General features: G+C 72.0%; 26 protein-coding genes and 1 pseudogene. 21 read left to right on the forward strand and 6 right to left on the reverse strand.

Translation table 11 applies throughout. The features are described from left to right. Nucleotides 1-58: 58 nt before the first annotated feature. A complete protein-coding gene (locus ACFY30_RS25570; RefSeq protein WP_390847475.1) occupies nt 59-1,087 on the forward strand; it encodes a helix-turn-helix transcriptional regulator in 1,029 nt (342 codons plus the stop codon). Between the two features lie 116 nt (nt 1,088-1,203). After that, the gene (locus ACFY30_RS25575; RefSeq protein WP_390847476.1) at nt 1,204-1,563 is read left to right on the forward strand and encodes a hypothetical protein; all 360 of its coding nucleotides are present in this window, start codon (nt 1,204-1,206) and stop codon (nt 1,561-1,563) included. Between the two features lie 92 nt (nt 1,564-1,655). On the opposite strand, the gene ACFY30_RS25580 is transcribed toward ACFY30_RS25575, so the two are convergent. Further along, nucleotides 1,656-2,282 (reverse strand): TetR family transcriptional regulator, encoded by a 627-nt coding sequence (locus ACFY30_RS25580; protein WP_390661413.1) that lies wholly within the window; start codon nt 2,280-2,282, stop codon nt 1,656-1,658. Between the two features lie 122 nt (nt 2,283-2,404). Here ACFY30_RS25580 and ACFY30_RS25585 point away from each other — a divergent pair, with 122 nt between their 5' ends. The 3 genes from ACFY30_RS25585 (at nt 2,405) to ACFY30_RS25595 (ending at nt 4,180) form a co-directional block, all read left to right on the forward strand. Further along, a complete protein-coding gene (locus ACFY30_RS25585; RefSeq protein WP_390661412.1) occupies nt 2,405-2,572 on the forward strand; it encodes a hypothetical protein in 168 nt (55 codons plus the stop codon). A 31-nt stretch (nt 2,573-2,603) separates the two neighbouring features. Further along, nucleotides 2,604-2,882 (forward strand): DUF4190 domain-containing protein, encoded by a 279-nt coding sequence (locus tag ACFY30_RS25590; protein WP_390847477.1) that lies wholly within the window; start codon nt 2,604-2,606, stop codon nt 2,880-2,882. A gap of 128 nt (nt 2,883-3,010) precedes the next feature. Next, complete coding sequence (locus tag ACFY30_RS25595) at nt 3,011-4,180, forward strand: cysteine desulfurase family protein (protein WP_390847478.1); 1,170 nt, start codon at nt 3,011-3,013, stop codon at nt 4,178-4,180. Nucleotides 4,181-4,394: 214 nt separating this feature from the next. Here ACFY30_RS25595 and ACFY30_RS25600 read toward each other — a convergent pair whose 3' ends face one another. Together ACFY30_RS25600 and ACFY30_RS25605 are read right to left on the reverse strand one after the other, a co-directional pair. Further along, a complete protein-coding gene (locus ACFY30_RS25600) occupies nt 4,395-5,975 on the reverse strand; it encodes a multicopper oxidase family protein (protein WP_390847479.1) in 1,581 nt (526 codons plus the stop codon). Nucleotides 5,976-6,193: 218 nt separating this feature from the next. Then, nucleotides 6,194-6,853, reverse strand: coding sequence for an N-acetylmuramoyl-L-alanine amidase (locus tag ACFY30_RS25605; RefSeq protein ID WP_390847480.1), 660 nt, complete (start codon nt 6,851-6,853; stop codon nt 6,194-6,196). An 82-nt stretch (nt 6,854-6,935) separates the two neighbouring features. Between ACFY30_RS25605 and mnmA the strand changes: the two genes are divergently transcribed. After that, nucleotides 6,936-8,066: a tRNA 2-thiouridine(34) synthase MnmA gene (mnmA, locus tag ACFY30_RS25610; protein WP_390847481.1), complete on the forward strand. Its 1,131-nt coding sequence runs from the start codon at nt 6,936-6,938 to the stop codon at nt 8,064-8,066. A 15-nt stretch (nt 8,067-8,081) separates the two neighbouring features. Here the strand turns inward: mnmA and ACFY30_RS25615 are convergent, their stop codons facing one another. Beyond that, the gene (locus tag ACFY30_RS25615; protein WP_390847482.1) at nt 8,082-8,861 is read right to left on the reverse strand and encodes an alpha/beta fold hydrolase; all 780 of its coding nucleotides are present in this window, start codon (nt 8,859-8,861) and stop codon (nt 8,082-8,084) included. A 38-nt stretch (nt 8,862-8,899) separates the two neighbouring features. After that, complete coding sequence (locus ACFY30_RS25620; RefSeq protein WP_390847483.1) at nt 8,900-9,223, reverse strand: DUF427 domain-containing protein; 324 nt, start codon at nt 9,221-9,223, stop codon at nt 8,900-8,902. 50 nt (nt 9,224-9,273) lie between these two features. On the opposite strand from ACFY30_RS25620, the gene ACFY30_RS25625 reads away from it, so the two are divergent. The 5 genes from ACFY30_RS25625 to ACFY30_RS25645 all read left to right on the forward strand — a co-directional run bounded on the left by ACFY30_RS25625 (nt 9,274) and on the right by ACFY30_RS25645 (nt 16,355). After that, on the forward strand, nt 9,274-9,813 hold the full coding sequence (locus ACFY30_RS25625) for a TIGR00730 family Rossman fold protein (RefSeq protein WP_390847484.1): 540 nt from the start codon (nt 9,274-9,276) through the stop codon (nt 9,811-9,813). An 18-nt stretch (nt 9,814-9,831) separates the two neighbouring features. Further along, entirely contained in the window at nt 9,832-10,530 is a 699-nt protein-coding gene (locus tag ACFY30_RS25630) for an SDR family oxidoreductase (protein WP_390847485.1), read from the forward strand. Nucleotides 10,531-10,550: 20 nt separating this feature from the next. Next, complete coding sequence (locus tag ACFY30_RS25635) at nt 10,551-11,552, forward strand: methionine synthase (protein ID WP_390847486.1); 1,002 nt, start codon at nt 10,551-10,553, stop codon at nt 11,550-11,552. A gap of 15 nt (nt 11,553-11,567) precedes the next feature. Next, a complete protein-coding gene (gene ligA, locus ACFY30_RS25640) occupies nt 11,568-13,760 on the forward strand; it encodes an NAD-dependent DNA ligase LigA (RefSeq protein ID WP_390847487.1) in 2,193 nt (730 codons plus the stop codon). A gap of 267 nt (nt 13,761-14,027) precedes the next feature. Beyond that, nucleotides 14,028-16,355 carry a putative bifunctional diguanylate cyclase/phosphodiesterase gene (locus tag ACFY30_RS25645; RefSeq protein ID WP_390847488.1) on the forward strand — a complete coding sequence of 776 codons (2,328 nt, stop codon included), beginning with the start codon at nt 14,028-14,030 and terminating at the stop codon, nt 16,353-16,355. Nucleotides 16,356-16,501: 146 nt separating this feature from the next. Here ACFY30_RS25645 and ACFY30_RS25650 read toward each other — a convergent pair. Then, nucleotides 16,502-16,981, reverse strand: a pseudogene (locus ACFY30_RS25650) (TetR family transcriptional regulator); the annotation flags it as partial. On the opposite strand from ACFY30_RS25650, the gene ACFY30_RS25655 reads away from it, so the two are divergent. The 10 genes from ACFY30_RS25655 to ACFY30_RS25700 all read left to right on the forward strand — a co-directional run bounded on the left by ACFY30_RS25655 (nt 16,893) and on the right by ACFY30_RS25700 (nt 25,401). Further along, nucleotides 16,893-17,144 (forward strand): hypothetical protein, encoded by a 252-nt coding sequence (locus ACFY30_RS25655; protein ID WP_390847647.1) that lies wholly within the window; start codon nt 16,893-16,895, stop codon nt 17,142-17,144. The pseudogene ACFY30_RS25650 and the gene ACFY30_RS25655 overlap by 89 nt on opposite strands. A gap of 231 nt (nt 17,145-17,375) precedes the next feature. Next, nucleotides 17,376-17,672 (forward strand): Asp-tRNA(Asn)/Glu-tRNA(Gln) amidotransferase subunit GatC, encoded by a 297-nt coding sequence (gene gatC / locus ACFY30_RS25660; protein WP_018531282.1) that lies wholly within the window; start codon nt 17,376-17,378, stop codon nt 17,670-17,672. A 5-nt stretch (nt 17,673-17,677) separates the two neighbouring features. Next, complete coding sequence (gatA, locus tag ACFY30_RS25665; protein ID WP_390847489.1) at nt 17,678-19,180, forward strand: Asp-tRNA(Asn)/Glu-tRNA(Gln) amidotransferase subunit GatA; 1,503 nt, start codon at nt 17,678-17,680, stop codon at nt 19,178-19,180. Beyond that, entirely contained in the window at nt 19,177-19,419 is a 243-nt protein-coding gene (locus tag ACFY30_RS25670) for a hypothetical protein (protein ID WP_390661397.1), read from the forward strand. Before gatA ends, ACFY30_RS25670 begins: the two co-directional genes overlap by 4 nt. 15 nt (nt 19,420-19,434) lie before the next feature. Further along, nucleotides 19,435-20,949, forward strand: a complete 1,515-nt coding sequence (gene gatB / locus ACFY30_RS25675) for an Asp-tRNA(Asn)/Glu-tRNA(Gln) amidotransferase subunit GatB (protein WP_390847490.1) — start codon at nt 19,435-19,437, stop codon at nt 20,947-20,949. Nucleotides 20,950-21,035: 86 nt separating this feature from the next. After that, nucleotides 21,036-21,353 carry a hypothetical protein gene (locus ACFY30_RS25680; RefSeq protein WP_390847491.1) on the forward strand — a complete coding sequence of 106 codons (318 nt, stop codon included), beginning with the start codon at nt 21,036-21,038 and terminating at the stop codon, nt 21,351-21,353. A 202-nt stretch (nt 21,354-21,555) separates the two neighbouring features. Beyond that, nucleotides 21,556-23,820 (forward strand): MMPL family transporter, encoded by a 2,265-nt coding sequence (locus ACFY30_RS25685; protein ID WP_390847492.1) that lies wholly within the window; start codon nt 21,556-21,558, stop codon nt 23,818-23,820. Further along, the gene (locus ACFY30_RS25690) at nt 23,798-24,373 is read left to right on the forward strand and encodes a GNAT family N-acetyltransferase (RefSeq protein ID WP_390847493.1); all 576 of its coding nucleotides are present in this window, start codon (nt 23,798-23,800) and stop codon (nt 24,371-24,373) included. Before ACFY30_RS25685 ends, ACFY30_RS25690 begins: the two co-directional genes overlap by 23 nt. Nucleotides 24,374-24,418: 45 nt before the next feature. Continuing rightward, nucleotides 24,419-24,988, forward strand: coding sequence for a hypothetical protein (locus ACFY30_RS25695; RefSeq protein ID WP_390847494.1), 570 nt, complete (start codon nt 24,419-24,421; stop codon nt 24,986-24,988). A gap of 113 nt (nt 24,989-25,101) precedes the next feature. Further along, a complete protein-coding gene (locus tag ACFY30_RS25700) occupies nt 25,102-25,401 on the forward strand; it encodes a hypothetical protein (protein WP_390847495.1) in 300 nt (99 codons plus the stop codon). Nucleotides 25,402-25,458: the final 57 nt, after the last annotated feature.

The raw sequence follows: 25,458 nt of genomic DNA on the forward strand, positions 1-25,458 counted from the left end.
GCCTGGATGCTGGACCCATAACCTGACAGTTTCCGTCAACATTTGGGATCCTGGTGCGGTGAAGTCCGACCGCCTCCTGTCGATCCTGCTGCTCCTGCAGACCCGTGGCCGGGTCCCCGCCCCCGAACTCGCCGAGCGCCTCGAGGTGTCGGTGCGCACGATCTACCGGGACATCGAGGCCCTGTCCGCCTCCGGCGTCCCCGTCTACGCCGAGCGCGGCCGGCACGGCGGCATCGAACTGCTCGCCGGGTTCCGCACGGACGTCACCGGCCTCACCGCCGACGAGTCCCGCGCCCTGTTCATCCTGGCCGCCCAGGGCGCGCACGCCGCCCTCGGCCTGGACGCCGCCCTCGGCTCCGCGCTGCGCAAGGTGATGGCCGCGCTGCCCGCCCCGCACCGGCCCGCCGCCGAGGTGACCAGCCGCCGCATCCTGGTCGACGCCACCCGCTGGAAGGGCGGCCCGCAGTCGGCCGTCGACCTCGACGTGCTGCAGGACGCCGTCTTCGCCGACCGGCGGCTGCGCCTGCGTTACCGGCACAGCGGCCACCCGGAGCCCAGCACCTACACCGTCGACCCGTACGGACTCGTGTCCAAGGCGGGCGTCTGGTACCTCGTCGCCGACCGGCGCGGAACACCCCGGCTGTTCCGCGCCGACCGGGTGCGTTCGGCGAGGATGCTCGACGAACCCGTACGGCGGCGGCCGGGCGTCGAACTCGCCGACGCCTGGGAGCTGCTGCGCCGCCGTGTCGAGGAGCGCCCCGGCGGACTCGACGTCACGGTCCGGGTCCGGCGCGAGCGGCTCGACATGTTCGTCCGCCTGAACGCCTCCGCCCTCGTGGAACTCCCCGACGACCAGGAGCGCGGCGAGAGCGGCGAGGGCGGCGCGGACGACTGGGTGACCGCCCGGCTGTCGTACGGATCCGTCCGCGAGGCCCGCCAACTCCTCGCCTACTCCGACCAGGTGGAGGTCCTCTCACCGCCGGAAGTGCGTGAGGAACTGCGCGTGGCGGCCGCCTCTGTCACGGAGCTGTACCAGCGCACCGCGGACTCACCCGACGTGAACGCGCAGGTCGGGGACGTTTCTTGAGGCGCGCTTTACCCCATTGACAGCCGGCGGACAGAGCGGGCTCAAGGAAGCCTCAGCCGCCGTTGGTTGAGTGCCCGCACCTCAGGACTTCCTCATCGTGCTTGGAGCTGTCTCTCATGAAGCGTGTGCGTCTCGTCCCGGCGGTGGCCCTGTTGGCGCTCTCGCCCCTCGCCCTGGTGGCCTGCGGCTCGGACGACTCCTCGTCCTCCAGCGGCACCTCCGGTCAGAACCAGAGCTGCCAGGCGCCGTCCGGCATGCCGACCGGTGCCGCCCCGAGCGGCGCTCCGAGCGGCGCCCCGTCGGGCGCGCCCACCGGCGCCGCCTCCGGTCAGCCGACCGGCACCCCGACCGGTGTTCCCTCCGGCATGCCGAGCGGTGGCCCCGGCGGTGGCGGGCAGGGCGGTCCCGGCGGCGGCTGCGGCGGCCCCGGCGGCGGTCAGCAGGGCGGCGGCCGGCAGTCCCAGCAGCAGGGCTGACGGCTCGGCGGCCCGTACGGCAGGGCGGCACACCCGGGAACGGGCGTGCCGCCCCTGCGTGCCGGGCGACCCCTGCCGTACCGGGCCGGTGCTCAGTCCAGCCAGTGGTGGCGGCCGATGCTGATCAGCCGCATCTGACGGGTCACCAGCTGGGTGACGCGCTCGCGCTCCTCCTCCGAGGCCTCCAGGGACTCCAGGAACTGTGAGGCCGTGACGAGCATCTGGTCCACGAAGAGGTGCGCGAGCATCAGCAGATCCTCGTCGCTCCAGCCCCGCGACTCGGGGTCCTTGGCCAGTTCCGCCTTCACCTCCTCGGCGAACCGCCCCAGTTGGCTGCGGATCGCCTCCCGCACGGGCTGGACCCCGCCGTGCCGCTCCCGGGCGATGAAGCGGACGTGCGCCGGGTGGGTGTGCACATGGTGGGCGATCAGCTCGACGGCACGGGTGATGCGTTCGTCGCTGCTCTCGGCGCCGGACACGGTGTTCTGGATCATCGGGTGAAGGCTGCCCAGCGCCTCCTCGACCAGGGCGACGCCGAGATCCGCGGTGGAGCGGAAGTGGCGGTAGAAGGCGGTGGGGGCGACCCCGACGGCGCGGGTGACCTCGCGCAGGCCCAGGCTGCTCAGGCTCTGCTCCTCCAGCAGCCCCAACGCGGCGTCCAGGAGCGCCTGCCGGGTCTTCTGCTTCTGGGCCTGCCGGATACCGAGGGTGTGACTCATGTCATCCAGTTAACAACTGTTCTCCGGAATTGGAAAGTCATGGGGAGCGCTAGACTGGGAACTCAGTGAACAAGTGTTACTACAACTGTTCACCCAATCGTAACGGAGGGGGATCCGATCCCATGCTGTTCCTCGTCGCCGCACTGCTGCTGCTCGGCGTCGTCCTGGGCACGGTGGCCCACGCGCCGCTCAGCTTCACGCTCGTCGCCGCCGCAGTGATCGCCGTCTGGCTCGGAATCTTCGCGCTCCGGGAGCGTCACGCCCGCCGCGGTCACACCTCGACCCACTGACCGGCCACCGTCCGACAGGAGCTGAACGATCATGCAACTCACCGCACCGGCAACCGACCGTGCCCCCCGCCGCACCGGACTGCGCGACACCGACGGGATGGCCGTCGCGTCGTTCGTCCTCGGCCTCCTGGGCCTTCTGGTCCTCAACCTCTTCCTCGGCCCGACCGCCATCGTGCTGGCCTCGGTGGCCCTGATCCGCGGCACCTCCCGCCGTGGGCGCGCCTGGCTCGGCCTCACCCTGGGCGTCGCCGACCTGGTGGTCCTCCTGGCCTTCATGCAGGCGGACTCGTCGGTGTCGTGGAGCTTCTGAGCCCGCGACGCCGGGTCCGAGGCGGACCCGCCGCGGTCGCGGCCCCGGCAGGGTGCGACCCCCGGCCGCTGCCCAGGCCGACCGTGGCACGAGGCTCCTGAAGGGCGCCCCGTAGAATCGTGCCCACCATGGCATACCTCGACCACGCCGCGACCACCCCGATGCTCCCGGAGGCAGTCGAGGCACTCAACGCGCACCTGGGCATCACCGGCAACGCCTCCTCCCTCCATGCGTCCGGCCGCCGTGCGAGGCGGACGGTCGAGGAGGCCCGCGAGACGCTCGCGGAGGCGCTCGGCGCCCGCCCCAGCGAGGTGGTGTTCACCTCCGGCGGCACCGAGGCCGACAATCTCGCGGTCAAGGGCCTGTACTGGTCCCGCCGCGACGCCGACCCGGCCCGCACCCGGGTGCTGGCCAGCCCCGTCGAGCACCACGCGGTCCTCGACGCCGTGCACTGGCTGGGCGAGCACGAGGGCGCCCGGATCGAGTACCTCCCGGTCGACGCCTACGGACGCGTCCGCCCCGACGATCTCCGCGAGGCCATCGCCCGCGACCCCGGCGACGTCGCCCTCGCCACCGTCATGTGGGCGAACAACGAGATCGGCACGGTCATGCCGGTCCGTGAACTCGCCGACGTCGCCACCGAGTTCGGCGTCCCCCTGCATGCGGACGCCGTTCAGGCCTTCGGCCAGGTCCCCGTCGACTTCGCCGCCTCCGGCCTCGCCGCGATGACCGTGTCCGGCCACAAGATCGGCGGCCCCTACGGCATCGGCGCCCTCCTCCTCGGCCGCGAGCACACCCCCGTCCCCGTCCTGCACGGCGGCGGCCAGGAACGCCATGTGCGCTCCGGGACCCTCGACGTGCCCGCGATCGCCTCCTTCGCGGTCGCGGGCCGGCTCGCCGCCGAGCAGCGCGAGTGGTTCGCCCGTGAGATCGGCGCCCTGCGCGACGCCCTGGTCGTCGCGGTCCGTACGGCCGTCCCGGACGCGATCCTCGGCGGCGACCCGGCACCGGAGGGCCGCCTTCCGGCCAACGCGCACTTCACCTTCCCGGGCTGCGAGGGCGACTCGCTGCTCCTGCTCCTCGACGCCCAGGGCATCGAGTGCTCCACCGGCTCCGCCTGCACGGCCGGTGTCGCCCAGCCCAGCCATGTCCTGCTCGCCACCGGCACCGATCCCGACCTGGCCCGCGGCACCCTGCGCTTCTCCCTCGGCCACACCTCCACCGAGGCCGACGTCGAGGCGCTGGCCAAGGTCATCGGCCCGGTGGTGGAGCGGGCCCGCGCGGCCGGGCTGACGTAACCCCCGGCCCTGGTGCCCGCGCAGGGCCGTCACCCCGACCGTCGCGCCACCGCGCCGCCGGTCGCGGGGGCGGACGTGTTCGGCGGACGTGTTCAAAGGGATCTGCCGGCCACGGCCGTCACCATGAACCCGGCCCGGGCAAGCGGGGCCAGGGGCTGCCGCCGGCACTTCCACTGCCGGCGGCAGCCTGCTCGGTGAGGCCCGGCCGAAGGGCCTAGCTCTCCGTCACCATGAGGGACGCCATCATGCCCTCGTCCTCGTGCTGGAGCAGATGGCAGTGGAGCATGTACATGTACGTGTCGTCGGCGAAGTCGGTGAACTTCATCGCGATCTTGATGGAGCCGCCGCCGACCACCTCGTAGGTGTCGAACCAGCCGAGGTCGACGCCGGTGGGCTCCTCGCCGTTGATCTCGATCAGCTGGAACGGCACGTCGTGCAGGTGGAAGGAGTGTTCCAGCTGCGTGCCGTTCTTGATCGTCCAGACCTCCTCGGCGTCCAGCGTGGTGCTGATCATCGCCATCGAGGACATGCTGGTGCCCGCGGAGCCGTTGATCGTCATGGTCTGCCCGCTCTGGCCGAGGGTGATCGTCCGTGCGGTGAAGTCGCTGGTGTCGTACCGGGTGATGGTGTTGAGCGTGCTCGGCAGGTCGTCGGGCGTGTCCGAGGCGTCCGGGGTGACGGTCAGGAAGTCGTACGTACCGCTTCCGCCGCGGATCCAGCCGGTGGTGACGACCGCCTGGAGCGTGACCGCGTCCTCCAGGTCGAGGACGAACTCGGCGCGGGCGCCGGCCACCAGCCGGATCGTGGTCACCTCGGTGGCCTCGGTGAGATAGCCCTGGTCGGTGGCGATCTGGGTGAGCGTGCCGCCGTCGCCGCGCTGGATGGTCAGGATGTCGGCGGGGGAGGCGTTCAGGACGCGGAAGCGCGTGCGCTTCTTGGTGGCCGTGAAGCCCAGGGTGGTGGAGTCGACGTTGGTGCCGTTGCACAGCACCGGGTAGCTGAGGCCCGAGCTGAGGTAGCCGGTGACGTCGTACTTGATGTCGCCGCTGCTGTCGACGGCCAGACACTGCAGGATGATCGGGATGTCGTCGACGCCGTACTCGCTCGGCAGCGCGGCCGAGGCGTCCGAGTCGTCCTCGACGATGATCATCCCGGCCAGGCCGTGCACGACCTGCTCGGCCGTGGTGCCCAGGGCGTGCGGGTGGTACCAGAGGGTCTTGGCCTCGTCCAGGACCTCGAAGGTGGGCGACCAGGTCTCGCCGTCGGCGAAGGAGTTCTGCGGGCCGCCGTCCATCTCGGGCGGGACATGGGCGCCGTGGAAGTGCACGGTGGTGTCGTCGCCCAGGCTGTTGGTGATGTTCATCAGGACCGTGTCGCCCTTGGTCCACTTCATGGTCGGGCCGAGGAAGGTCCCGTTGTAGCCGGCCGTGGTGCTGCTGACGCCGCTGAGCACCTCGCCGGTGCCGGTCTTCGCGGTCAGGGTGAAGGTGGTGGTGCCGTCGGAGGCGGTGCCCTCCAGCAGGTCGGGGACGGTGAGGGTGCCGGTGGCCTCCGTCGCCGCGGCGGCCTTGCTGTTGTGGCCGCCGGTCAGCAGGGAGAAGGTGGCTCCCGCCGCGCCGACGGCGCCGAGCCCGACCCCGGCCATTCCGCCGAGGAACTTCCGCCGGTGCAGGCCCTTGCCGCCCCGGCCCCTCGTCTCCTTCGCGTGCTCGTCCTTGCCGTCGCGTCCGCTGCGCGCGTGGGCGCCCTTGCTCTGTCGTCCCGCGCCGGAGGCGGGATCCGTGGTGTGGGTCATGGGCGTGGAGCTTCGAGCTAAGGCCTATGTGAAGACTGAGCCGAAATTAGGAGCGGGCCGAGGACGCTGTGCGGGCACCGTGTACGGCAACTGCCTTGAAGAAAAGCCAAGTTGGCGGGGTGCAGGTCATGGTCGGGGCGCGGGACACATCGGGCGGCCGATCCTCATGAAGTGTTCATGATATTGGGCGCACGTGACCTGCATCACATGCGGCTGGGTCAGGCGGATGCCGCGCGCGCCTCTTCGACGAGCCGCAGATACCGGTCCCAGTCCCAGTGCTCGCCGGGATCGGTGTGGTCCGTCCCCGGCACCTCCACGTGCCCGATGATGTGGTCCCGGTCCACGGGGACGCCGTAGCGCGCGCAGATCCGGGCGGTCAGGCGCGCGGATGCCTCGTACATCGCGTCGGTGAAGTCCTCCGGCCGGTCCACGAACCCCTCGTGCTCGATGCCGACGCTCCGCTCGTTGTACGCCCGGTTGCCCGCGTGGAACGCCACGTCCAGTTCACGGATCATCTGGGTGACGCCGCCGTCCCGGCCGACGATGTAGTGCGCCGCCGCCTGGTGGCCGGGGTCCTCGAACGCCTCCACCGCGCTGGCCAGATCGCCCTGCGTGACATGGATGACGACCATGTCGATCCCGTAGTCGTCCGGCCGGTCCGCCCAGCGGAAGTTCGCCTCCGAGGCCGCCACCCACCGCGCGCCCCCGAAATCGACCGCGCCCTCCACGCGCGGTCTGCGCACCCCCGGCAGCCGCCAGTACAGACGCGTCAGCTCCTCACGCGCCAGCGCCGCCGACCCCACGGCGGCCACCGCCCCGCCGATCAGCAGCGCCCGCCGCCCGATCCGCCGGTCGGAGTCGGCCCCTCGCTCCTGCATCGTCCGCCCTTTCTCGCCCTTCGTGATCGTCAACGGATACGCGCGGGCTCCGGTTCCCGGTGACCCGTACCCTGGAAGGGTTATGACTGAGACCTCGCAGCGCCCCCGCCCCCTCCGCGTTCTCGCCGCCATGTCCGGCGGGGTCGACTCCGCCGTCGCCGCCGCCCGCGCCGCGGAAGCCGGCCACGACGTGACCGGCGTCCACCTCGCGCTCTCCGCGAACCCGCAGTCGTTCCGCACGGGCGCGCGGGGCTGCTGCACCATCGAGGACTCCCGCGACGCCCGGCGCGCCGCCGACGTCATCGGCATCCCGTTCTACGTCTGGGACCTCGCCGACCGCTTCCGCGAGGACGTCGTCGAGGACTTCGTCGCCGAGTACGAGGCCGGCCGCACCCCCAACCCCTGTCTGCGCTGCAACGAGAAGATCAAGTTCGCGGCCCTGCTCGACAAGGCGCTCGCCCTCGGCTTCGACGCGGTCTGCACCGGCCACTACGCCAAGGTGATCACGCACGAGGACGGCACGCGCGAGCTGCACCGCGCCTCCGACATGGCCAAGGACCAGTCCTACGTCCTGGGCGTCCTGGACGAGCGGCAGCTGGCGCACGCCCTGTTCCCCCTCGGCGACACGGTCACCACGAAGGACGAGATCCGTGCGGAGGCCGAGCGCAGGGGCCTCGCGGTCGCCAAGAAGCCCGACTCCCACGACATCTGCTTCATCGCCGACGGCGACACCCAGGGCTTCCTGGCCCAGCGGCTCGGCAGGGCCGAGGGCGACATCGTCGACGAGTCGGGAGCGAAGATCGGCACCCACGAGGGCGCGTACGGCTTCACCATCGGCCAGCGCAAGGGGCTGCGCATCGGCACCCCGGCCGCCGACGGCAAGCCGCGCTACGTCCTCGACATCTCGCCGGTGAACAACACCGTGACGGTCGGCCCGGCCGCCGCCCTGGACGTGAGCGGCCTGACGGCGATCAAGCCGCGCTGGTGCGGAGCGGCCCCCACCGGCCCCGGCACCTACACCGCCCAGCTGCGCGCCCACGGCGGCGAGACCGAGGTGACGGCGGAGCTGGTGGACGGCGAGCTGCGGGTGTCCTTCGGGGAGCCGGTCCGCGGGGTGGCCCCCGGCCAGGCGATCGTGCTCTACGACGGCACCCGCGTGGTGGGCTCGGCGACGATCGCGACCACGGTGCGGGCGACGGCCGGGGTGGCCTGACCCGCTCGCCGACCCCTACTGGCCGAAGAACTCGGCCAGCACCGGCGCGAGCACGTTCGGATCGACCATGTGGGTCTGTCCTTCGAGCGTCCGGTACGTCCCCCGAGGCACCGCCTCCGCCACCGCGCGCGTGGCCTCGCGCAGCCACCGGGGGCTGTCCCCGCCCGCGACGGCGAGCACCGGCACACCGACCGAGGCCAGCCGTTCGCGGGGGAGCCGTCCGCCGGCCATGACGGCGTCGTCGTAGGCGAGGGTCGGCGCGAGGGCCTCCATGCCGGCCCACATCGGCGACTGACGGGCCCGCTGGATCATCTCCTCGGCCAGCCCCGTCAGCCGCAGGAACAGTTCCACGGCGTCCCCGCGCCGCCCCTGCGCCAGCGCCTCGGTGAGGTGCTCGCTGTACTCGGCGCGGCCGCGCGCCTCCTCCTCGTCGAGGGCGAACGGCGTCTCGTAGACGGCCACCCGGCGCACCGGCAGCCCATTGGCCGCCGCCTCCAGCACGAGCGCGCCGCCCGAGGAGATGCCGTACAGCGACGCCTCGCCGCCCGCCGCCTCGATCAGCGCGGCCAGGTCCTCCACCTCGCGTTCCACCGCGAAGGGCGCGGTGTCCCCGCTCCCGCCGCGGCCCCGGCGGTCGTACCAGAGGACGGTGAAGCGGTGCGCGAGGAGCCCGCTCAGGGGTGCCACGGTGCCGCCCGTGGACATCGCCCCGCTCACCAGGATGACCGCGGGGCCCTGTCCGGCGCGTGCGTACGCGAGTTCGGTGCCGTCGCGCGAAATGGTCTTCTTGTCCATGTCAGACCAGACTGCCGCACCGCGCGGCGGTCATCGGCCTACGACACTTCCACTTCGTAGAAGCAGAGGTGGTTCCTGATCGCGGCGACATCGGGCTTGGGGTCGGGGTAGGCCCACACCAGATCGGGCGCGTCCGGCAGCGACCAGTAGGACGCCGTGCCCTTGAACGGGCAGTAGGTGTGGGTGTCGGAGGGGGTCAGCAGGTCCGTGCGTACGTCGGCCTCGGGGATGTAGTAGCGCACCGGACAGCCGGTCTCGCGCAGCACGAGGGCCCGGTCGGTCTCGGCGAGCACGTGGTTCCCGTGGACGACCCGGACGCGCCGGGTGCCCTGCTCGATGGTGATCGTGTGTCCTGAGGTCATGCCGGAAAAGCGCTCGCGGGCCCCCGGTTCTTCCCGCGTACGGTGACGGCATGCGTATGTGTGTCTTCCTCTCCGCCGCCGACCTCGACGAGCGTTACACCCGTCCCGCGCGCGAGTTCGCGGAGCTGCTGGGCCAGGGGGGCCACACCCTCGTGTGGGGCGGGTCCGACGTGGGGCTGATGAAGGTCGTCGCCGACGGGGTGCAGGAGGCCGGCGGGCGGCTGCGCGGGGTCTCCGTGACCTTCCTCGCCGCCAAGGCCCGCGCGGGCGCCGACGAGATGGTGATCGCGAAGGACCTCGCCGAACGCAAGAGGCTGCTGCTGGAGAAGGCCGACGCGGTCGTGATCATGGTCGGCGGGACGGGCACGCTGGACGAGGCCACCGAGATCCTGGAGCTGAAGAAGCACGGGCACACCGAGATACCGGTCGTGCTGCTGAACACCGCGGGCTTCTACGACGGCCTCAAGCAGCAGCTCCTCAGGATGGAGGACGAGGGGTTCCTGCCCCGCCCCCTCACCGACCTGGTGTTCTTCGCGGAGGAGCCCGCGGGCGCGCTCGCCTGCCTGGAGGAGAGCCAGGGCATCGCCTAGTCGCCCGGTGATGCGAGCATGGCGGGCATGGCTACTCATGTGATCACCGGAGCCGGTTCCGGCATCGGCGCGGCCGTCGCCCGCCGTCTGCACGCGCGCGGGGACGACCTCGTGCTGCACGCGCGCGACGCGGGCCGCGCGAAGGAGCTGGCGGCCGAGTTCCCGGGCGCGCGGACCCTCGTCGGCGACCTGTCCGACCCCGACCGGCTGAGCTGGGCCTTCTCCCACCAGACCCTTCCGGACCGGGTCGACTCGCTGCTGCACATCGCCGGAGTGGTCGACCTCGGCCCGGTCGGCGAGCTCACCCCCAAGGCCTGGCGCCACCAGCTCAACGTCAACCTGATCGCGCCGGCCGAGCTGACCCGCCACTTCCTGCCCCAGCTGCGGGCCGCGCGCGGGCACGTGGTGTTCGTGAACTCCGGCGCGGGCCTCCGGGCGAGCGCCGACTGGTCCGCGTACGCCGCCTCCAAGCACGGACTGAAGGCCCTCGCCGACTCGCTGCGCAACGAGGAGCACGGCAACGGCGTCCGGGTCACCTCCGTCTACCCCGGGCGCACCGCCAGCCCCATGCAGGCCAAGGTGCACCAGCAGGAGGGCAAGGAGTACGACCCCGCCGAGTGGATCGACCCCGAGTCGGTGGCGACGACGATCCTCATGGCCCTGGACCTGCCGCGGGACGCGGAGGTGAACGACCTGACGGTACGGCCGGGGCGCTGACCTTCCGTAGGCTTCCCCACGTGAACGCAGACTCCAGCTACGGCCCCGCCACCGGCGTCGGCTCGCTTCCCGGCGGCGACGCCCGCGAGGCCGCCAGAACCGCCACCGGCTCCTTCGAGGACTTCCCGTTCCTGCCCGAACTCCCGGCCCGCGGCCCCGGCGCCGACATGATCGGCCGCACGGCGGGGATGCTCGTCGAGCTGTACGCGCGCGTGGAGCCCAGCGGATGGCGGATCGGCGACCGCCCGGGCCGGGACACCAAGCGGGCCCGCTCCTGGCTCGGTGAGGACCTCGACGCCCTCGAGGAGTTCACCCAGGACTACGAGGGCCCGCTGAAGGTGCAGGCGGTCGGCCCCTGGACCCTCGCCGCCGCGCTGGAGCTGAGGAACGGCGAGGCCGCCCTCTCCGACCCCGGTGCCTGCCGCGACCTGGCCGCATCGCTGGCCGAGGGGCTGCGGCTGCATCTCGCCGAGGTGCGGCGGCGCATCCCCGGGGCCCGGCTCGTCCTCCAGCTCGACGAGCCCTCCCTCACCGCCGTGCTCCGCGGCGGCGTGCGCAGCGCCAGCGGCTACCGCACCCACCGGGCCGTCGACCGCCAGGTCGTGGAGGCCACGCTCCGGGACGTGGCCGGGGTGCACGGCGAGGGCCCGGTCGTGGTCCACTCCTGCGCACCGGACGTCCCGTTCGCCCTGCTCCGCCGGGCCGGAGTCGCAGGGATCTCCTTCGACTTCTCACTGCTCACCGAGCGTGACGAGGACGCGATCGGCGAGGCGGTCGAGGGGGGTACCCGGCTGTTCGCCGGTGTCGTGCCCGGCACGGACTCCGCATTGTCGGACCCTGCCGGTAGCGTCATGGGGGTCAGGACGCTGTGGCGCAGGCTGGGACTGCAACCGGGGCTTCTCACGGAGGCGGTCACGATCACACCGGCGTGCGGACTCGCGGGGGCGTCCCCCGGGTACGCCCGCCAGGCACTCGCCCACTGCGTCCGGGCGGCGAGATCCCTCGCGGACAACCCAGAGTAACGGGAGGACAACACGGTGGCCGGCGACAAGCAAGCGGAGACGACGGTGCCCGCCGAGGCACGGGAGAAGCACGCGCAGCTCGCTGAGCAGATCGAGGAGCACCGCTTCCGGTACTACGTGAAGGACGCTCCGGTCATCAGCGACGCGGAGTTCGACCGCCTCCTGCGCTCCCTGGAGGAGCTGGAGGAGCGCTACCACGAGCTGCGCACGCCCGACTCGCCGACCCAGAAGGTCGCGGGGGCGTACGCGACCGACTTCACGGCCGTCCAGCACCGCGAGCGCATGCTCTCGCTGGACAACGCCTTCGACGACCTGGAGCTGGCCGCCTGGGCCGAGCGCGTCCACAAGGACGTCGGGGCCTCGGCGTACCACTTCCTGTGCGAGCTGAAGGTCGACGGCCTCGCCGTCAACCTCACCTACGAGAACGGCCGGCTCACGCGCGCGGCGACCCGCGGCGACGGCCGCACCGGCGAGGACATCACGCCCAACGTGCGCACCATCGCCGAGATCCCGGACCGGCTGGCGGGCGACGGGGTGCCCACGCTCGTGGAGATCCGCGGCGAGGTCTACTTCCCGATGGAGAAGTTCGAGGAGCTGAACGCCCGGCTGGTGGCGGCCGGCGACAAGCCCTTCGCCAACCCGCGCAACGCGGCGGCCGGTTCACTGCGCCAGAAGGACCCGCGCGTCACCGCCACCCGCCCGCTGCACATGGTGGTCCACGGCATCGGCGCCCTGGAGGGCTACGAGGGCATGAACCGCCTCTCCGAGGCCTACGACCTCCTCAAGCGCTGGGGCCTGCCCACCTCCGCGCACAACCGGGTCGTCGGCGACCTCGACGGCGTGCGGCGGTTCATCGCGTACTACGGCGAGAACCGGCACTCCGTGGAGCACGAGATCGACGGGGTCGTCGTCAAGCTCGACGAGATCCGGCTCCAGGGGCGGCTCGGCTCCACGGCGCGGGCGCCGCGCTGGGCCATCGCGTACAAGTACGCGCCGGAGGAGGTCAACACCAAGCTCGTCAACATCCGCGTGGGCGTGGGCCGTACGGGCCGGGTCACGCCGTACGCGCAGGTCGAGCCGGTGACGGTGGCGGGCTCGGAGGTCGAGTTCGCCACGCTGCACAACCAGGACGTCGTCAAGGCCAAGGGCGTCCTCATCGGTGACACGGTGGTGCTGCGCAAGGCCGGTGACGTCATCCCCGAGATCCTCGGACCGGTCGTCGACCTGCGGGACGGCACCGAGCGCGAGTTCGTGATGCCCTCGGAGTGCCCCGAGTGCGGTACGCCGCTCAGGCCGATGAAGGAGGGCGACGTCGACCTGCGCTGCCCCAACGCCCGGACCTGCCCGGCCCAGTTGCGCGAGCGGCTGTTCTACCTGGCCGGGCGCAAGGCGCTGGACATCGAGCACTTCGGCTATGTCGCCGCGGCCGCCCTCACCAAGCCGCTGGAGCCCGAGGACCCGCCGCTGGCCGACGAGGGCGACCTCTTCGACCTCACCATCGACCGGCTGCTGCCCATCAAGGCGTACGTCCTCGACCAGGACAGCGGGCTGCCCAAGCGCGACCCGAAGACCGGCGAGGAGAAGATCGCCACGGTCTTCGCCAACCAGCAGGGCGAGCCGAAGAAGAACGCGCTCGCCATGCTCGAGAACATCGCCGCGGCCAAGGAACGTCCGCTCGCCCGCGTTCTCACCGGACTGTCGATCCGTCACGTGGGGCCGGTCGCGGCCGAGGCGCTCGCGCGCGAGTTCCGCTCCGTCGACCGCATCGAGCAGGCGACCGAGGAGGAGCTGGCGGCCACCGACGGCGTCGGCTCGATCATCGCGGCCTCGCTCAAGGAGTGGTTCGCCGAGGAGTGGCACCAGGAGATCATCCGCAAGTGGAGGGCCGCCGGTGTCCGTATGGAGGAGGAGGGCTCCGGCGAGGACGAGGGGCCGCGTCCCCTCGAAGGCCTGACGGTCGTCGTCACCGGCACGCTGGAGCACTTCACCCGCGACGGCGCCAAGGACGCGCTGCAGAGCCGCGGAGCGAAGGTGACCGGTTCCGTGTCGAAGAAGACGTCGTTCGTCGTTGTGGGTGACAGTCCCGGATCGAAGTACGACAAGGCGATGCAGCTGAAGGTGCCCGTTCTGAACGAGGACGGCTTCACGGTCCTCCTCGAACAGGGGCCGGAGGCGGCCGCCGAAGTCGCCCTTCCGACCGAGGAGTAGCCGAGCGTCGCGGTTGAAGGCCACCCGAATGGCGCATACCAGATGCATACGGGTGGCCGGGGCGCATTCGGGCAACCGTCGACGACCGCTGCCCGTGGAAGCCTTCCGCGGCCTACTGTTGAGATGTGCGCCTGCCGTGCCCGGCCGCGGTCGGGGCATCCTTGCTCCGGACGAGCGGGGAAAGGGTTTTCCAACGCGGCGCCGTCGAAGGTCTGTCGGGCATCGGGCCGCGTGGCGTGGGCACCGCCGGCTGTGAGAGGGACGGGAATGGAACCGACCGAGAGCGTCGCCCCGGACTCCCGGCTGCGCCGGCTCCGGGGCGCCGGCGTCCGGTGGGGGAGTCGGTGGGCGGCGCGGTCCGGGGCGGTGCGCGGCGCGGAGGCCTACGCGCCGCGCACCGCCCCGGACCTCGGCGCCTCCGCCGTGCAGCCCGCCGGGCCCGTCTCCGGACCGCCCCGCCTCTCCGCCCTCCCTTGCGCCCTGCCCGGCACCTCGATGCTCTCCGGGACCGCCGGGCTGCCCGGCACGGCCGGACCGAACGAGGCCGAACCCGACCGGCACCTGTCCTGGCCCGCGCTGCCCGCGGCGGTCGTCGGGGCGGCCGCCTTCGCCCTCGGAGCCGGCTTCTACCGCGCCTTCACCGGCGGCCACGCCCTCTTCCCGTCCGGCACGGTCGGCTGGTCGCTGGCCCTGCTGACCGGGGTCATCGTCGGCCATCTGGTCATGCTGGGCCGCGCCCGGTGGTGGGGCGGCACCGGCTCCGGCGCCGCCCTCACCCTCGCCGTCCTGCTGCTGTACGGCTGGGTGGCGGCCGGCATGGTCAGCCTCACCGTCGTGGTGCTGGTCGGCATAGCCAGGCGCCACCGCTGGCGGCAGGGCGTCCTGCACGGCGCGGTGGACATCCTCGGCATCGGCGCGGGCGCGCTGCTGCTCGCCGCGGGCGGACGGGTGCCGTCCGTCGAGCATCCCTGGTACCCCGACAGCTGGACCGTCTACACCGGGCCCCAGGTGGTCCTGGTGGCCGTCGCCTATCTGTCCGTCACCCGCGTCCTGCTCTGGTATCTGCACGCCCCCCGCTCCGGCGGACTGCCGACCGTCGCCCGCACCGCCCTTGTCAGACAGGGCCTGGTCGCGGTGGCCCTGCTCGGCATCGCGCCGCTGGTCTGCGTGGTGGCCATGGCCAAGCCCATCCTGCTGCCGCTGTTCTCGATCCCGCTGATCGCCCTCGACTCCACGCTCTGGATAGCCCGGGCCCGGGCCGAGGAACAGCTGCGCGACCCGCTGACCGGGCTGCCCAACCGGCAGTGGCTGCTGGAGCGCATCTGGACCGCCCTGGACGACGCCGAGCGGATCGGTGCCCGGGCCGCACTGATGCTGATCGACCTCGACCGGTTCCGTTCGGTCAACGACACCCTCGGGCATCTCGCCGGCGACCGGCTCCTCCTCCAGATAGCCGAACGGCTGCGGCTCGCGCTGCCGCGCGGAGCGGAGGTCGCGCGGCTCGGCGGTGACGAGTTCGCCGTCTTACTCCCCGTCGCCGACTCCACGACCTCCGCGACCCGTGTCGCCCGGGGACTGGTCTCCACCCTCAGCTCGCCGCTCGACCTCGACGGGCTCACCCTCGTCCTGGAGGCCAGCGCCGGCGTCGCCGTCTTCCCCGACCACGCGCTCGAAGCGGAGGGCATGCTCCGCCGGGCCGACATCGCGATGTACCAGGCCAAGCGGGACCGTACGGGCGTGGAGGTGTACGAGTCCAAGCGCGACTCCAACACCCCCGACCGGCTCGGACTGCTGGGCGATCTGCGACGGGCGCTGGACGCGCACGAGGTGCAGCTGCACTACCAGCCGAAGGTCCGCTTCGACGGCCAGGTGGCGGGCCTGGAGGCGCTGGTCCGCTGGGTGCATCCGGAGCGCGGGAAGGTACCGCCGGACGAGTTCATAGCGATCGCCGAGTCGTCCGGGCTGATGCCCCATCTCACGGAGTACGTCCTGGAGACCGCGCTCGGCCAGGTCGCCGAGTGGCGGGCCCAGGGGCTGTACGTCCCCGTGGCGGTCAACGTCTCCCCGCGCGACGTCCACACCCCCGGCTTCGCCGGCTCCGTCGCGGCGCGTCTCGCCCGGCACGGCGTTCCGGCGGGAGCGCTCCAACTGGAGATCACCGAGCACGTCCTCCTGGAGGACCCGCAGCGTGCCGCCGACACCCTCAACGCTCTGACCGGGCACGGCGTGAAGATGTCGCTGGACGACTTCGGCACCGGCTACTCGTCCCTGGTGCACCTGCGGCGGCTCCCGGTCAGCGAACTGAAGATCGACCGCTCCTTCGTGGCCCGGCTGGCGGTCGACACCGAGGACGCGGAGATCGTGCGCTGCACCGTCGACCTCGCGCATTCCCTGGGCCTTCTGGTGGTCGCCGAGGGCGTCGAGGACGACGAGACCTGGGAACGCCTGCGCGACCTCGGCTGTGACGCGGTCCAGGGCTGGCTGGTGGCCGCGGCGATGCCCCCCGAGGAGACCACGGCGTGGCTGCGTGCCCGGGGCTCCCGGGGCTGGCAGCGTCCCGCGGCGGCCCTCCCTGCGGCGGCCGCCGACGAATAGCCCGCCGCGGCCGTCACCGGGCCGAGGACTCGGCTCACCCCTGCCGTGCAGTGCGCGTTCAGCAGCTCCGGACGCCGTGCGCGGGCCTCTTCCGGCAGGCGGCCGCCGCGCATCAGGGTCACCAGGCCGTGCAGGCCCGCCCAGTACGTCTCCGTCAGGACACCGGGGTCCTCGCCGCACGCCGCGACCGGCTCGACGGCCGCCGCCGGTTCGCCGAACGCCGCCCGCAGCGCGGCCGGTGCCCCGGGCGTCGCGAACGGCAGGTCCACGGTGTGCGTGAACCTCGCGTCGCAGGCGGAGGGCAGCCGCCGGGCGAACGCCGTGTAGGCCTCCCCGACCGCCGCCGGTCCGGCCCGCGCCCCTTCCGCCCCTGAGCCGGCGCGGCGTTCCGCCACCCCCGAGCGCGCCGCCCGCAGCCCCGCCACGAGTTCCGCGAAGCCCTCCACCGCGACCGCCGCCATGAACGCGTCCTTGCCCGTGAAGTTGCTGTGGAGGACGGGCCGGCCGTACTCGATCTCCGCTGCCGGACGGCGGGTCGTGACCGCGTCCCAGCCCTCGGTCTCCGCCGGTTCGCGCGTGGCCGTGACGATCGGCTTCTCGCGCTCTCGGCACGCCTGGATCGGCATGAAAGGAATTCCAGCGTCGCTAGCAGATCTGTCGATGCTCTGCAGGCTTCGCTCTTGTCCCTGGCGCTGCTGGCAAGGACAAGGCGTGACCGTCGCCTTCGGCATTCACTTCGCCACGGCCGTGGTCGTCCTGATCGGCGCCGGACTGCTCTTCGCCGTCTGAGGACCGCGTCCCGGGCGGCGCGGTCCGGGACGGAGGGCACCGGCCCCGGGGGGTGTCCCGGCAAACCGTTTCACGGGTTGCGGGCCCGGCCCCCTAGGATTGGGGCTTGTCGTCACATTCCCGTCCGCCGCGCGACGCCTGGCACACCCGCTCGCCGCGTCGGGCGGACGACGGGAAGATGACGACAAGCCCCAGCCCCGAACCACACACTCACCCCCAGAGGAACGCTGCATGCCTGGCATCACGCGCGAGGAGGTCGCCCACCTCGCCCGGCTGGCGCGTCTGGAGCTGAAGCCCGAAGAGCTCGACCACTTCGCGGGACAGCTGGACGACATCATCGGCGCGGTCGCCCGCGTCAGCGAGGTCGCCGACCAAGACGTACCGCCGACCTCGCACCCGCTCCCGCTGACGAACGTCATGCGGGCGGACGAGGTCCGTCCGTCGCTCACCCCCGAGCAGGCGCTCTCCGGCGCCCCGGCCCAGGAGCAGCAGCGTTTCAAGGTGCCGCAGATCCTGGGGGAGGACTAACCGCCATGACGGACAACGTCAACATCATCAAGCTGACCGCCGCCGAGACCGCCGCGAAGATCGCCTCCGGCGAGCTCACGGCCGTCCAGGTCACCGAGGCCCACCTGGCCCGGATCGAGGCCGTCGACGAGAAGGTGCACGCCTTCCTGTACGTCGACCGCGAGGGCGCCCTGGCCCAGGCGCGCGCCGTGGACGAGAAGCGGGAGAAGGGCGAGAAGCTCGGCCCGCTCGCCGGTGTGCCCCTCGCGCTCAAGGACATCTTCACCACCGAGGGCGTCCCGACGACCGTCGGTTCGAAGATCCTCGAGGGCTGGATCCCGCCGTACGACGCGACCCTCACCAAGAGGCTGAAGGCCGCCGACGTCGTGATCCTCGGCAAGACCAACATGGACGAGTTCGCCATGGGGTCGTCGACGGAGAACAGCGCCTTCGGTCCGACCGGCAACCCCTGGGACCTGACCCGGATCCCCGGCGGCTCCGGCGGCGGCTCCTCCGCCGCGCTCGCCTCCTTCCAGGCGCCCCTCGCGATCGGCACCGACACCGGCGGTTCCATCCGCCAGCCGGCCGCCGTCACCGGCACGGTCGGCGTGAAGCCGACGTACGGCGCCGTCTCCCGCTACGGCATGGTCGCCTTCTCCTCCTCCCTCGACCAGGGCGGTCCCTGCGCCCGTACGGTCCTGGACGCGGCGCTCCTGCACGAGGTGATCGCCGGGCACGACCCGCTGGACTCCACCTCCGTCGACGCCCCGGTCCCGCCGGTCGTCGAGGCCGCCCGCAACGGCAGCGTCGAGGGCATGCGCGTCGGTGTCGTCAAGCAGTTCCGCGGCGAGGGCTACCAGGCCGGTGTCATCCAGCGGTTCGACGAGTCCGTCGCGCTGCTGAAGGAACTGGGCGCCGAGATCGTCGAGCTGGACTGCCCGTCCTTCGACCTGGCGCTGTCGGCGTACTACCTGATCGCGCCCTCCGAGTGCTCCTCCAACCTCGCCCGCTTCGACGGCCTGCGCTACGGCCTGCGGACCGGCGACGACGGCACGCACTCGGCCGAGGAGGTCACCTCCCTCACCCGTGAGGCGGGCTTCGGGCCCGAGGTCAAGCGCCGCATCATGCTCGGCACGTACGCGCTGTCCAGCGGGTACTACGACGCCTACTACGGCTCCGCGCAGAAGGTCCGCACCCTCATCACGCGCGACTTCGAGAAGGCCTTCGGGCAGGTGGACGTCATCGTCTCGCCGACCACTCCCACCACCGCCTTCCCGATCGGCGAGCGCGCCGACGACCCGATGGCGATGTACCTGGCCGACCTGTGCACCATCCCCACCAACCTGGCGGGCAACGCGGCCATGTCGCTGCCCTGCGGTCTCGCCCCGGAGGACAACCTCCCGGTCGGCCTCCAGATCATCGCCCCGGCGCTGAAGGACGACCGTCTCTACAAGGTCGGCGCCGCCGTCGAGGCCGCCTTCGTGGAAAGGTGGGGGCACCCGCTCCTGGAGGAGGCTCCGTCGCTGTGAGCAAGGCACTGTCCAAAGCCAAGGGCTTCAAGAAGTCCAAGTCCGGTTTGTACGTGTCGATGGCCACGTCGGCCTTCGGCGTGATCGGCGTCGTCAAGCAGATCAAGAAGGCCAGGACCGACAGCGACACGCTGCGGTTGCTGGACGCCGTCGTGACCGGCGCGGCGGTCGTCACCAACCTGGCCATTCTCTACCGCGAGCTGAAGCGGCTGGGCGACGACGACGTCCTGCTGGGCTGAGAGGGAAGTTTCACCGTGACCATCACGACCGACCTGGTGTCGTACGAGGACGCGCTGGCGTCGTACGACCCCGTCATGGGCCTCGAGGTCCATGTCGAACTCGGCACCAAGACCAAGATGTTCTGCGGCTGTTCCACCGAACTCGGTCAGGACGCCAACACGCAGACCTGCCCCACCTGCCTCGGCCTGCCCGGCTCGCTCCCGGTCGTCAACGCGACCGGCGTGGAGTCCGCGATCAAGATCGGTCTCGCGCTGAACTGCGAGATCGCCGAGTGGTGCCGCTTCGCCCGGAAGAACTACTTCTATCCGGACATGCCGAAGAACTTCCAGACCTCCCAGTACGACGAGCCGATCGCCTTCGACGGCTACCTCGACGTACAGCTGGAGGACGGCGAGACCTTCCGCGTGGAGATCGAGCGCGCCCACATGGAGGAGGACACCGGCAAGTCGACCCACGTGGGCGGCGCGACGGGCCGCATCCACGGCGCCTCGCACTCGCTCCTCGACTACAACCGCGCCGGCATCCCGCTCATCGAGATCGTCACCAAGCCGATCGTCGGCGCCGGCGAGCGCGCTCCCGAGGTCGCCAAGGCGTACGTCCGTGAGCTGCGCGAGGTCATCAGGGCGCTCGGCGTCTCCGAGGCCCGTATGGAGATGGGCCAGATGCGCTGCGACGTGAACCTGTCGCTGCGTCCGAACGGCACCGAGAAGTTCGGCACCCGCTCGGAGACGAAGAACGTGAACTCGCTGCGGTCCGTGGAGCGGGCGGCCCGCTTCGAGATCCAGCGGCACGCGGCCGTGCTGTCCTCCGGCGGCACGATCGTCCAGGAGACCCGTCACTTCCACGAGGACACCGGGTCGACGACCTCGGGCCGCGTCAAGGAAGAGGCCGAGGACTACCGGTACTTCCCCGAGCCGGACCTGGTGCCGGTGGCCCCCTCCCGGGAGTGGGTCGAGGAGATCCGGGCGGCGCTTCCCGAGCTGCCGCTGGCCCGCCGCACCCGGCTCCTCGCCGAGTGGGGCATCTCCGCCACCGACATGCAGGCGATCCTCAACGCGGGCGCGCTGGACCCGATCGTCGCCACGATAGAGGCCGGTGCCGACGCCGCGTCCGCCCGCAAGTGGTGGATGGGCGAACTGGCCCGCAGCGCCAACGAGTCCGGCACCTCGCTGGACGAGCTGGCCATCACGCCGCAGCAGGTCGCCCGGATCGCCGAGCTGGTGAGCAAGGGGGATCTGAACGACAAGCTGGCCCGTCAGGTCATCGAGGGCGTCCTCGCGGGCGAGGGCACCCCGGACGAGGTCGTCGACAAGCGCGGGCTGAAGGTCGTCTCCGACGACTCGGCGCTCGGCACGGCGGTCGACGAGGCCATCGCCGGCAACCCGGGCATCGCCGACAAGATCCGCGGCGGCAAGGTGGCCGCGGCCGGGGCCCTGGTCGGCGCCGTGATGAAGGCCACGCGCGGCCAGGCCGACGCGGCCCGCGTCAAGGAGCTGATCCTGGAGAAGCTGGGCGTCGCCGAGGGCTGATCCCCCACGATTCCCCGAGGGGTGCACCGATGACCGGTGCACCCCTTCTCTCGTCTTCTCAGCCCGACGCGCTACGCTCGCCCGCCATGAGTGCACGAACCGACTCCGGCCCCCAGGACGGCATAGACGACAGGGAGGACGTGGACGACGAGTACGGCACGGACGCCCGGCGGGCCCGCTGGACGGCGACCGGCACCGGCGCGCTCCTCACCCTCGCGGGCCTCGCCGCGTCCCTCATGCGTCTCGGCGGCACCGCCCCGGCCTTCGTCCCGGCGGCCTACGCCCTCGGCGCCGCCGTCTGCGCCCTCGCCGGGTTCCTGGGCTCCCGGGGCCGTACCCGGCGGGCGCTGTGGCTGCTCATCGCCGGGGTGATGGTGATGGCGATCGGCGACCAGGCCGACTGACACGTGCCCGACCTGGCCTGACACCACCGCCGTGATTGTCCTGTGATCTGCCTCCCACTCCTGTGAAAAGACACACGATCGAAACAAACGATCTCGTGCGCCTGTAAGAGTGGCCTTCCCGTCGCTCACGCGATTTGCTCACACGTTCTTTGCGGGCTGTTCCCCGGTCAAAGATCCACAATTCACCTCCGGGAGCACGTCAGTGGCAGCCCTCGCACGTTGGTGTGTCCGCAACCGCCTTCTCGCGGTCCTGCTCTGGCTTCTCGCTCTCGTCGGCACGGCCACCGCCGCCGTCGCCACCGGCTCCGCCTACTCCAACGACTACGAGGTCCCCGGCACCGAGTCCGGCCGCGCCACCCGGCTGCTGGCGGAAGGCTTCCCCACCCTCGGCGGCGACGCCGACACCGTCGTCTGGCACACCACCTCGGGCACCGTCCGCGCCGCCGACGTCGAACAGACCATGACCAGCGCGCTGGAGAAGATCGCCGGCCTGCCGGGAGTGGCCTCCGTCGCCGGCCCGTACGGCGACCAGGGCGCCGCCCAGATCAGCAAGGACGGACACACGGCCTACGCCACCGTCACCTTCACCGAACGCGCCGAGGACATCGACGCCTTCGAGGCCCGGGCCGTGGTCCGGGCCGCCAAGGCCGCCGAGAGCGACGGGCTCCAGGTGGAACTGGGCGGCAGCGCGATCGCCCTCACCGAGTCCTCCGGCGGTCATCTCGCCGAGGTCGTCGGCGTGGCCGTCGCCGCCGTCGTGCTCTTCCTCGCCTTCGGCTCGCTCGCCGCCTCCCTGCTGCCCATCGCCACCGCCCTGGTGAGCGTCGGCACCGCCTACGCCGGCATCCAGCTCCTCGGGCACGCCATGACCGTCGCCGACTTCGCGCCCATGCTGGGCCTGCTCATCGGGCTCGGCGTCGGCATCGACTACGCGCTGTTCATCGTGACCCGGCACCGGCGCGGCCTGAAACGGGGTCTCACGCCCGCCGAGGCCGCCACCAACGCCGTGGCGACGACCGGACGCGCGGTCGTGTTCGCGGGTGCGACGGTGTGCATCGCGCTGCTCGGGATGCTGATCCTGCGCCTGAACTTCCTCAACGGCGTCGCCCTCGCCGCCTCCCTCACCGTCGTCCTCACGGTCGCCGCCTCGGTGACCCTGCTGCCCGCCCTGCTGGCGCTGATCGGCCCGCGCGCCCTCAGCCGCCGCGAACGGCGCCGGCTCGCCGAGCACGGGCCCGAGCCGGAGCTGCCCACCGGCTTCGCCGCCCGCTGGTCGGCGTTCGTCGAGCGCCACCCCAAGCTGCTCGGCGCGCTCGCCGTCGTCGTCATCGCCGTCCTCGCCCTGCCGACGTTCTCCCTCCGCCTGGGCACCTCCGACCAGGGCAACGACCCGAAGACCTCCACCACCCGCCAGGCCTACGACCTCCTCGCCGGGGGCACCTCCCGCTCGGGCGCGGCCGGGAGCGGGGGAGGCTTCGGCGCCGGCGTGAACGGCCCGCTGACCCTGGTGACCCGCGTCGAGGGCGCCGGGGACAAGCTCGCCCTCGACAACCTCGACGCCACCCTGCGCGCCACCGAGGGCGTGGCGACGGTCACGCCCGTGACCTACGACTCCGGCGGGCACATCGCGTACCTCACCGTCGTACCGGAGTCCGCCCCGCAGTCGCAGCGCACCAGCGAGCTCGTCGACCGGCTGCGCACCGAGGTGCTGCCCCGGGCCGAGACCGGCACCTCCCTCGACGTCCAGGTCGGCGGGGTGACGGCGGGCTACGACGACTTCGCCGAGGTCATCGTGGGCAAGCTGCCGCTCTTCGTCGGCGTCGTCATCGGCCTGGGCTGTCTGCTGCTCCTGCTCGCCTTCCGGTCCGTCGGCATACCGCTCAAGGCCGCCGCGATGAACGTGGCCGCCGTCGCCGCCGCCTTCGGCGTCGTCGTCGCGATCTTCCAGTGGGGCTGGGGCAGCGAACTGCTGGGCCTCGGCCGGGCCGGACCGATCGAGCCCTTCCTCCCGGTGATCATGGTGTCGGTGCTCTTCGGCCTCTCCATGGACTACCAGGTCTTCCTGGTCAGCCGCATGTACGAGGAGTGGCTGGAGACCGGTGACAACCGGCGGGCCGTGCGCGTCGGCCTCGCCGAGACCAGCCGGGTGATCAACTCCGCCGCGGTCATCATGATCTCGGTCTTCCTCGCCTTCGTCCTCAGCGGCGACCGCGTGATCGCCATGTTCGGCATCGCGCTCGCCGCGGCCGTCGCCCTCGACGCCTTCGTGCTGCGGACGCTCCTGGTGCCCGCGCTGATGCATCTGCTCGGCAGCGCCAACTGGTGGCTGCCGCGCCGGCTCGACAGGCGCCTGCCCCGCATCAGCATCGAACCGCCCGAGTGCCGTCCGGCCCGTGAGAGGCTCGACGAGGTCGTGGAGGAACTCGAGAAGGAGCCGCAGCCGGATGTACGCGATATCGCTGGGTGACGACGGAGCCGAACTGCGTCCCCTGGAGCCCTGGCACGCCGAGGAGTTCCTGACCCACCTCGACCGGGGCCGGGAGTTCATCAACGAGTACATCCCCTTCGGCGCGCAGGCCGCCGACGTGGCCGGCGCGCGCGAGGTGCTCCAGCGGTACGCCGACATGCGCGCCGCCGACACCGGCTCCCTGCACGGCCTGTGGCTGGAGGGCAAGCTGGTCGGCGGGGTGCTGTTCCTGAACTTCGACGCGGAGAACGCCACCTGCGAGGTCGGCTGCTGGCTGGAGCCCGCCGGGACCGGACGCGGCCTGGTCACCCGGGCCATGCGGGTGCTGATCGACTTCGCCGTCGAGCAGCGCGGGATCCACCGAGTCGAGTGGATCGCCAGCGCGGGCAACACCAACAGCCTGAACGTCGCCCGACGGCTGGGGTTCACCCGCGACGGTGTGCGCCGGGAGGCCTACCCCTATCGTGGGGTGCGGCACGACCTCGAAGTGTGGTCCGTGCTGGCCCAGGAGTGGCGCGCCGCACGCGCGCGTGCCGCTCACCGGGAGAGCTGACGATCATTAAGAGACCTCTCAGAGAGCGTCCGTACGGTGCGAGGCATGGGAACCAAGACTGTTGACGAGGCCGGCGCCGAGACCGGCACCGAGGCCAAGAGCGACGAGCAGGCGATGGACATCACCAAGACCGAAGCGTCCGAGGACGTGACCGAGAACGAGACCGCCGACGACGTCCTGGAGGATGATCTCGACGACGGCTACCCCCAGCAGGAGGGTGCCACCGGCGTCGGCCAGGGCGCGGGCGCCGTCGTCTCCGCCGTGCTCGGCCTGGTGTCGCTCAGCGGCAGCTGGATCGGCACGATCGCGGGTAACCGCCAGACCCTCGTCGGCCAGCTGGGAACCGCGTCGAACGCGAGCGTCGCCAAGCAGATCCAGGCGGTCTACGGCGACGCCTGGCAGACCACCGCGCTGTGGGCCGGCCTGTTCGCGCTGGCCGCCCTGGTCACCGGTGTCGTCGTGCTGGCCCGCCCCGCCTTCGGCAACCCGGCCCACCCGCAGGCCCCCTGGATCAAGTCCGTCTCCTGGGCCGGCGTCACGCTCGGCGTGATCGGCCTGCTCCTGGCCGTCCTCAAGTACACGGACGCCCTCCTCGGCCTGCCCTCCGCGAGCTGAGTCCCGCACGTCACGAGGGGTCTCGGGGCCGCCGTAAGCACCTTACGGCGGCCCCGAGACCCCTCACGCGTCTCTAAGGCCCCGCCCACCGCCGAAGATGAGGAACCCTCCCGATGTGGCGGACCGCCCTGGCCGACGAGGGTGGAGGCATCGCACCGAGCGACGCCCTCACCGGACTTCAGGGAGAGACCACCATGCACGAGTACGAGCTCCGGGCCCGTTCCGCCGAGCTGCTCCGCCGCGCCGCGTACGAGCGGCTGGCCCGCGAGGCCGTCCGCGGCCGCCGCGCCGCCCGCCGCGAGGCCGCCGAGCGCGCCGCCGCCGGGCGCGGGGACACCGGGCGCGGGGACACCGGCGAGAGCGAGCCCCACAGCGGCCGCCTCCGCCGGCCCCGGTTCGCCCGGCCCGCGTGAGGACCGGCACCCGGCAGGGCGCCCGCAGCGGCACCGGCCGCCCCGGGGCACCGATAT

The organism is Streptomyces sp. NPDC000345 (assembly GCF_042898825.1).
Classification (GTDB): Bacteria; Actinomycetota; Actinomycetes; order Streptomycetales; family Streptomycetaceae; genus Streptomyces.

Bases quoted from the DNA above. Each gene is read 5' to 3' on its own strand.
- ACFY30_RS25575 (WP_390847476.1), top strand. From the start codon at position 1,204: ATGAAGCGTGTGCGTCTCGTCCCGGCGGTGGCCCTGTTGGCGCTCTCG.
- ACFY30_RS25580 (WP_390661413.1), bottom strand. From the start codon at position 2,282: ATGAGTCACACCCTCGGTATCCGGCAGGCCCAGAAGCAGAAGACCCGG.
- ACFY30_RS25585 (WP_390661412.1), top strand. From the start codon at position 2,405: ATGCTGTTCCTCGTCGCCGCACTGCTGCTGCTCGGCGTCGTCCTGGGC.
- ACFY30_RS25590 (WP_390847477.1), top strand. From the start codon at position 2,604: ATGCAACTCACCGCACCGGCAACCGACCGTGCCCCCCGCCGCACCGGA.
- ACFY30_RS25595 (WP_390847478.1), top strand. From the start codon at position 3,011: ATGGCATACCTCGACCACGCCGCGACCACCCCGATGCTCCCGGAGGCA.
- ACFY30_RS25600 (WP_390847479.1), bottom strand. From the start codon at position 5,975: ATGACCCACACCACGGATCCCGCCTCCGGCGCGGGACGACAGAGCAAG.
- ACFY30_RS25605 (WP_390847480.1), bottom strand. From the start codon at position 6,853: ATGCAGGAGCGAGGGGCCGACTCCGACCGGCGGATCGGGCGGCGGGCG.
- mnmA (WP_390847481.1), top strand. From the start codon at position 6,936: ATGACTGAGACCTCGCAGCGCCCCCGCCCCCTCCGCGTTCTCGCCGCC.
- ACFY30_RS25615 (WP_390847482.1), bottom strand. From the start codon at position 8,861: ATGGACAAGAAGACCATTTCGCGCGACGGCACCGAACTCGCGTACGCA.
- ACFY30_RS25620 (WP_390847483.1), bottom strand. From the start codon at position 9,223: ATGACCTCAGGACACACGATCACCATCGAGCAGGGCACCCGGCGCGTC.
- ACFY30_RS25625 (WP_390847484.1), top strand. From the start codon at position 9,274: ATGCGTATGTGTGTCTTCCTCTCCGCCGCCGACCTCGACGAGCGTTAC.
- ACFY30_RS25630 (WP_390847485.1), top strand. From the start codon at position 9,832: ATGGCGGGCATGGCTACTCATGTGATCACCGGAGCCGGTTCCGGCATC.
- ACFY30_RS25645 (WP_390847488.1), top strand. From the start codon at position 14,028: ATGGAACCGACCGAGAGCGTCGCCCCGGACTCCCGGCTGCGCCGGCTC.
- gatC (WP_018531282.1), top strand. From the start codon at position 17,376: ATGCCTGGCATCACGCGCGAGGAGGTCGCCCACCTCGCCCGGCTGGCG.
- gatA (WP_390847489.1), top strand. From the start codon at position 17,678: ATGACGGACAACGTCAACATCATCAAGCTGACCGCCGCCGAGACCGCC.
- ACFY30_RS25680 (WP_390847491.1), top strand. From the start codon at position 21,036: ATGAGTGCACGAACCGACTCCGGCCCCCAGGACGGCATAGACGACAGG.
- ACFY30_RS25690 (WP_390847493.1), top strand. From the start codon at position 23,798: ATGTACGCGATATCGCTGGGTGACGACGGAGCCGAACTGCGTCCCCTG.
- ACFY30_RS25695 (WP_390847494.1), top strand. From the start codon at position 24,419: ATGGGAACCAAGACTGTTGACGAGGCCGGCGCCGAGACCGGCACCGAG.
- ACFY30_RS25700 (WP_390847495.1), top strand. From the start codon at position 25,102: ATGTGGCGGACCGCCCTGGCCGACGAGGGTGGAGGCATCGCACCGAGC.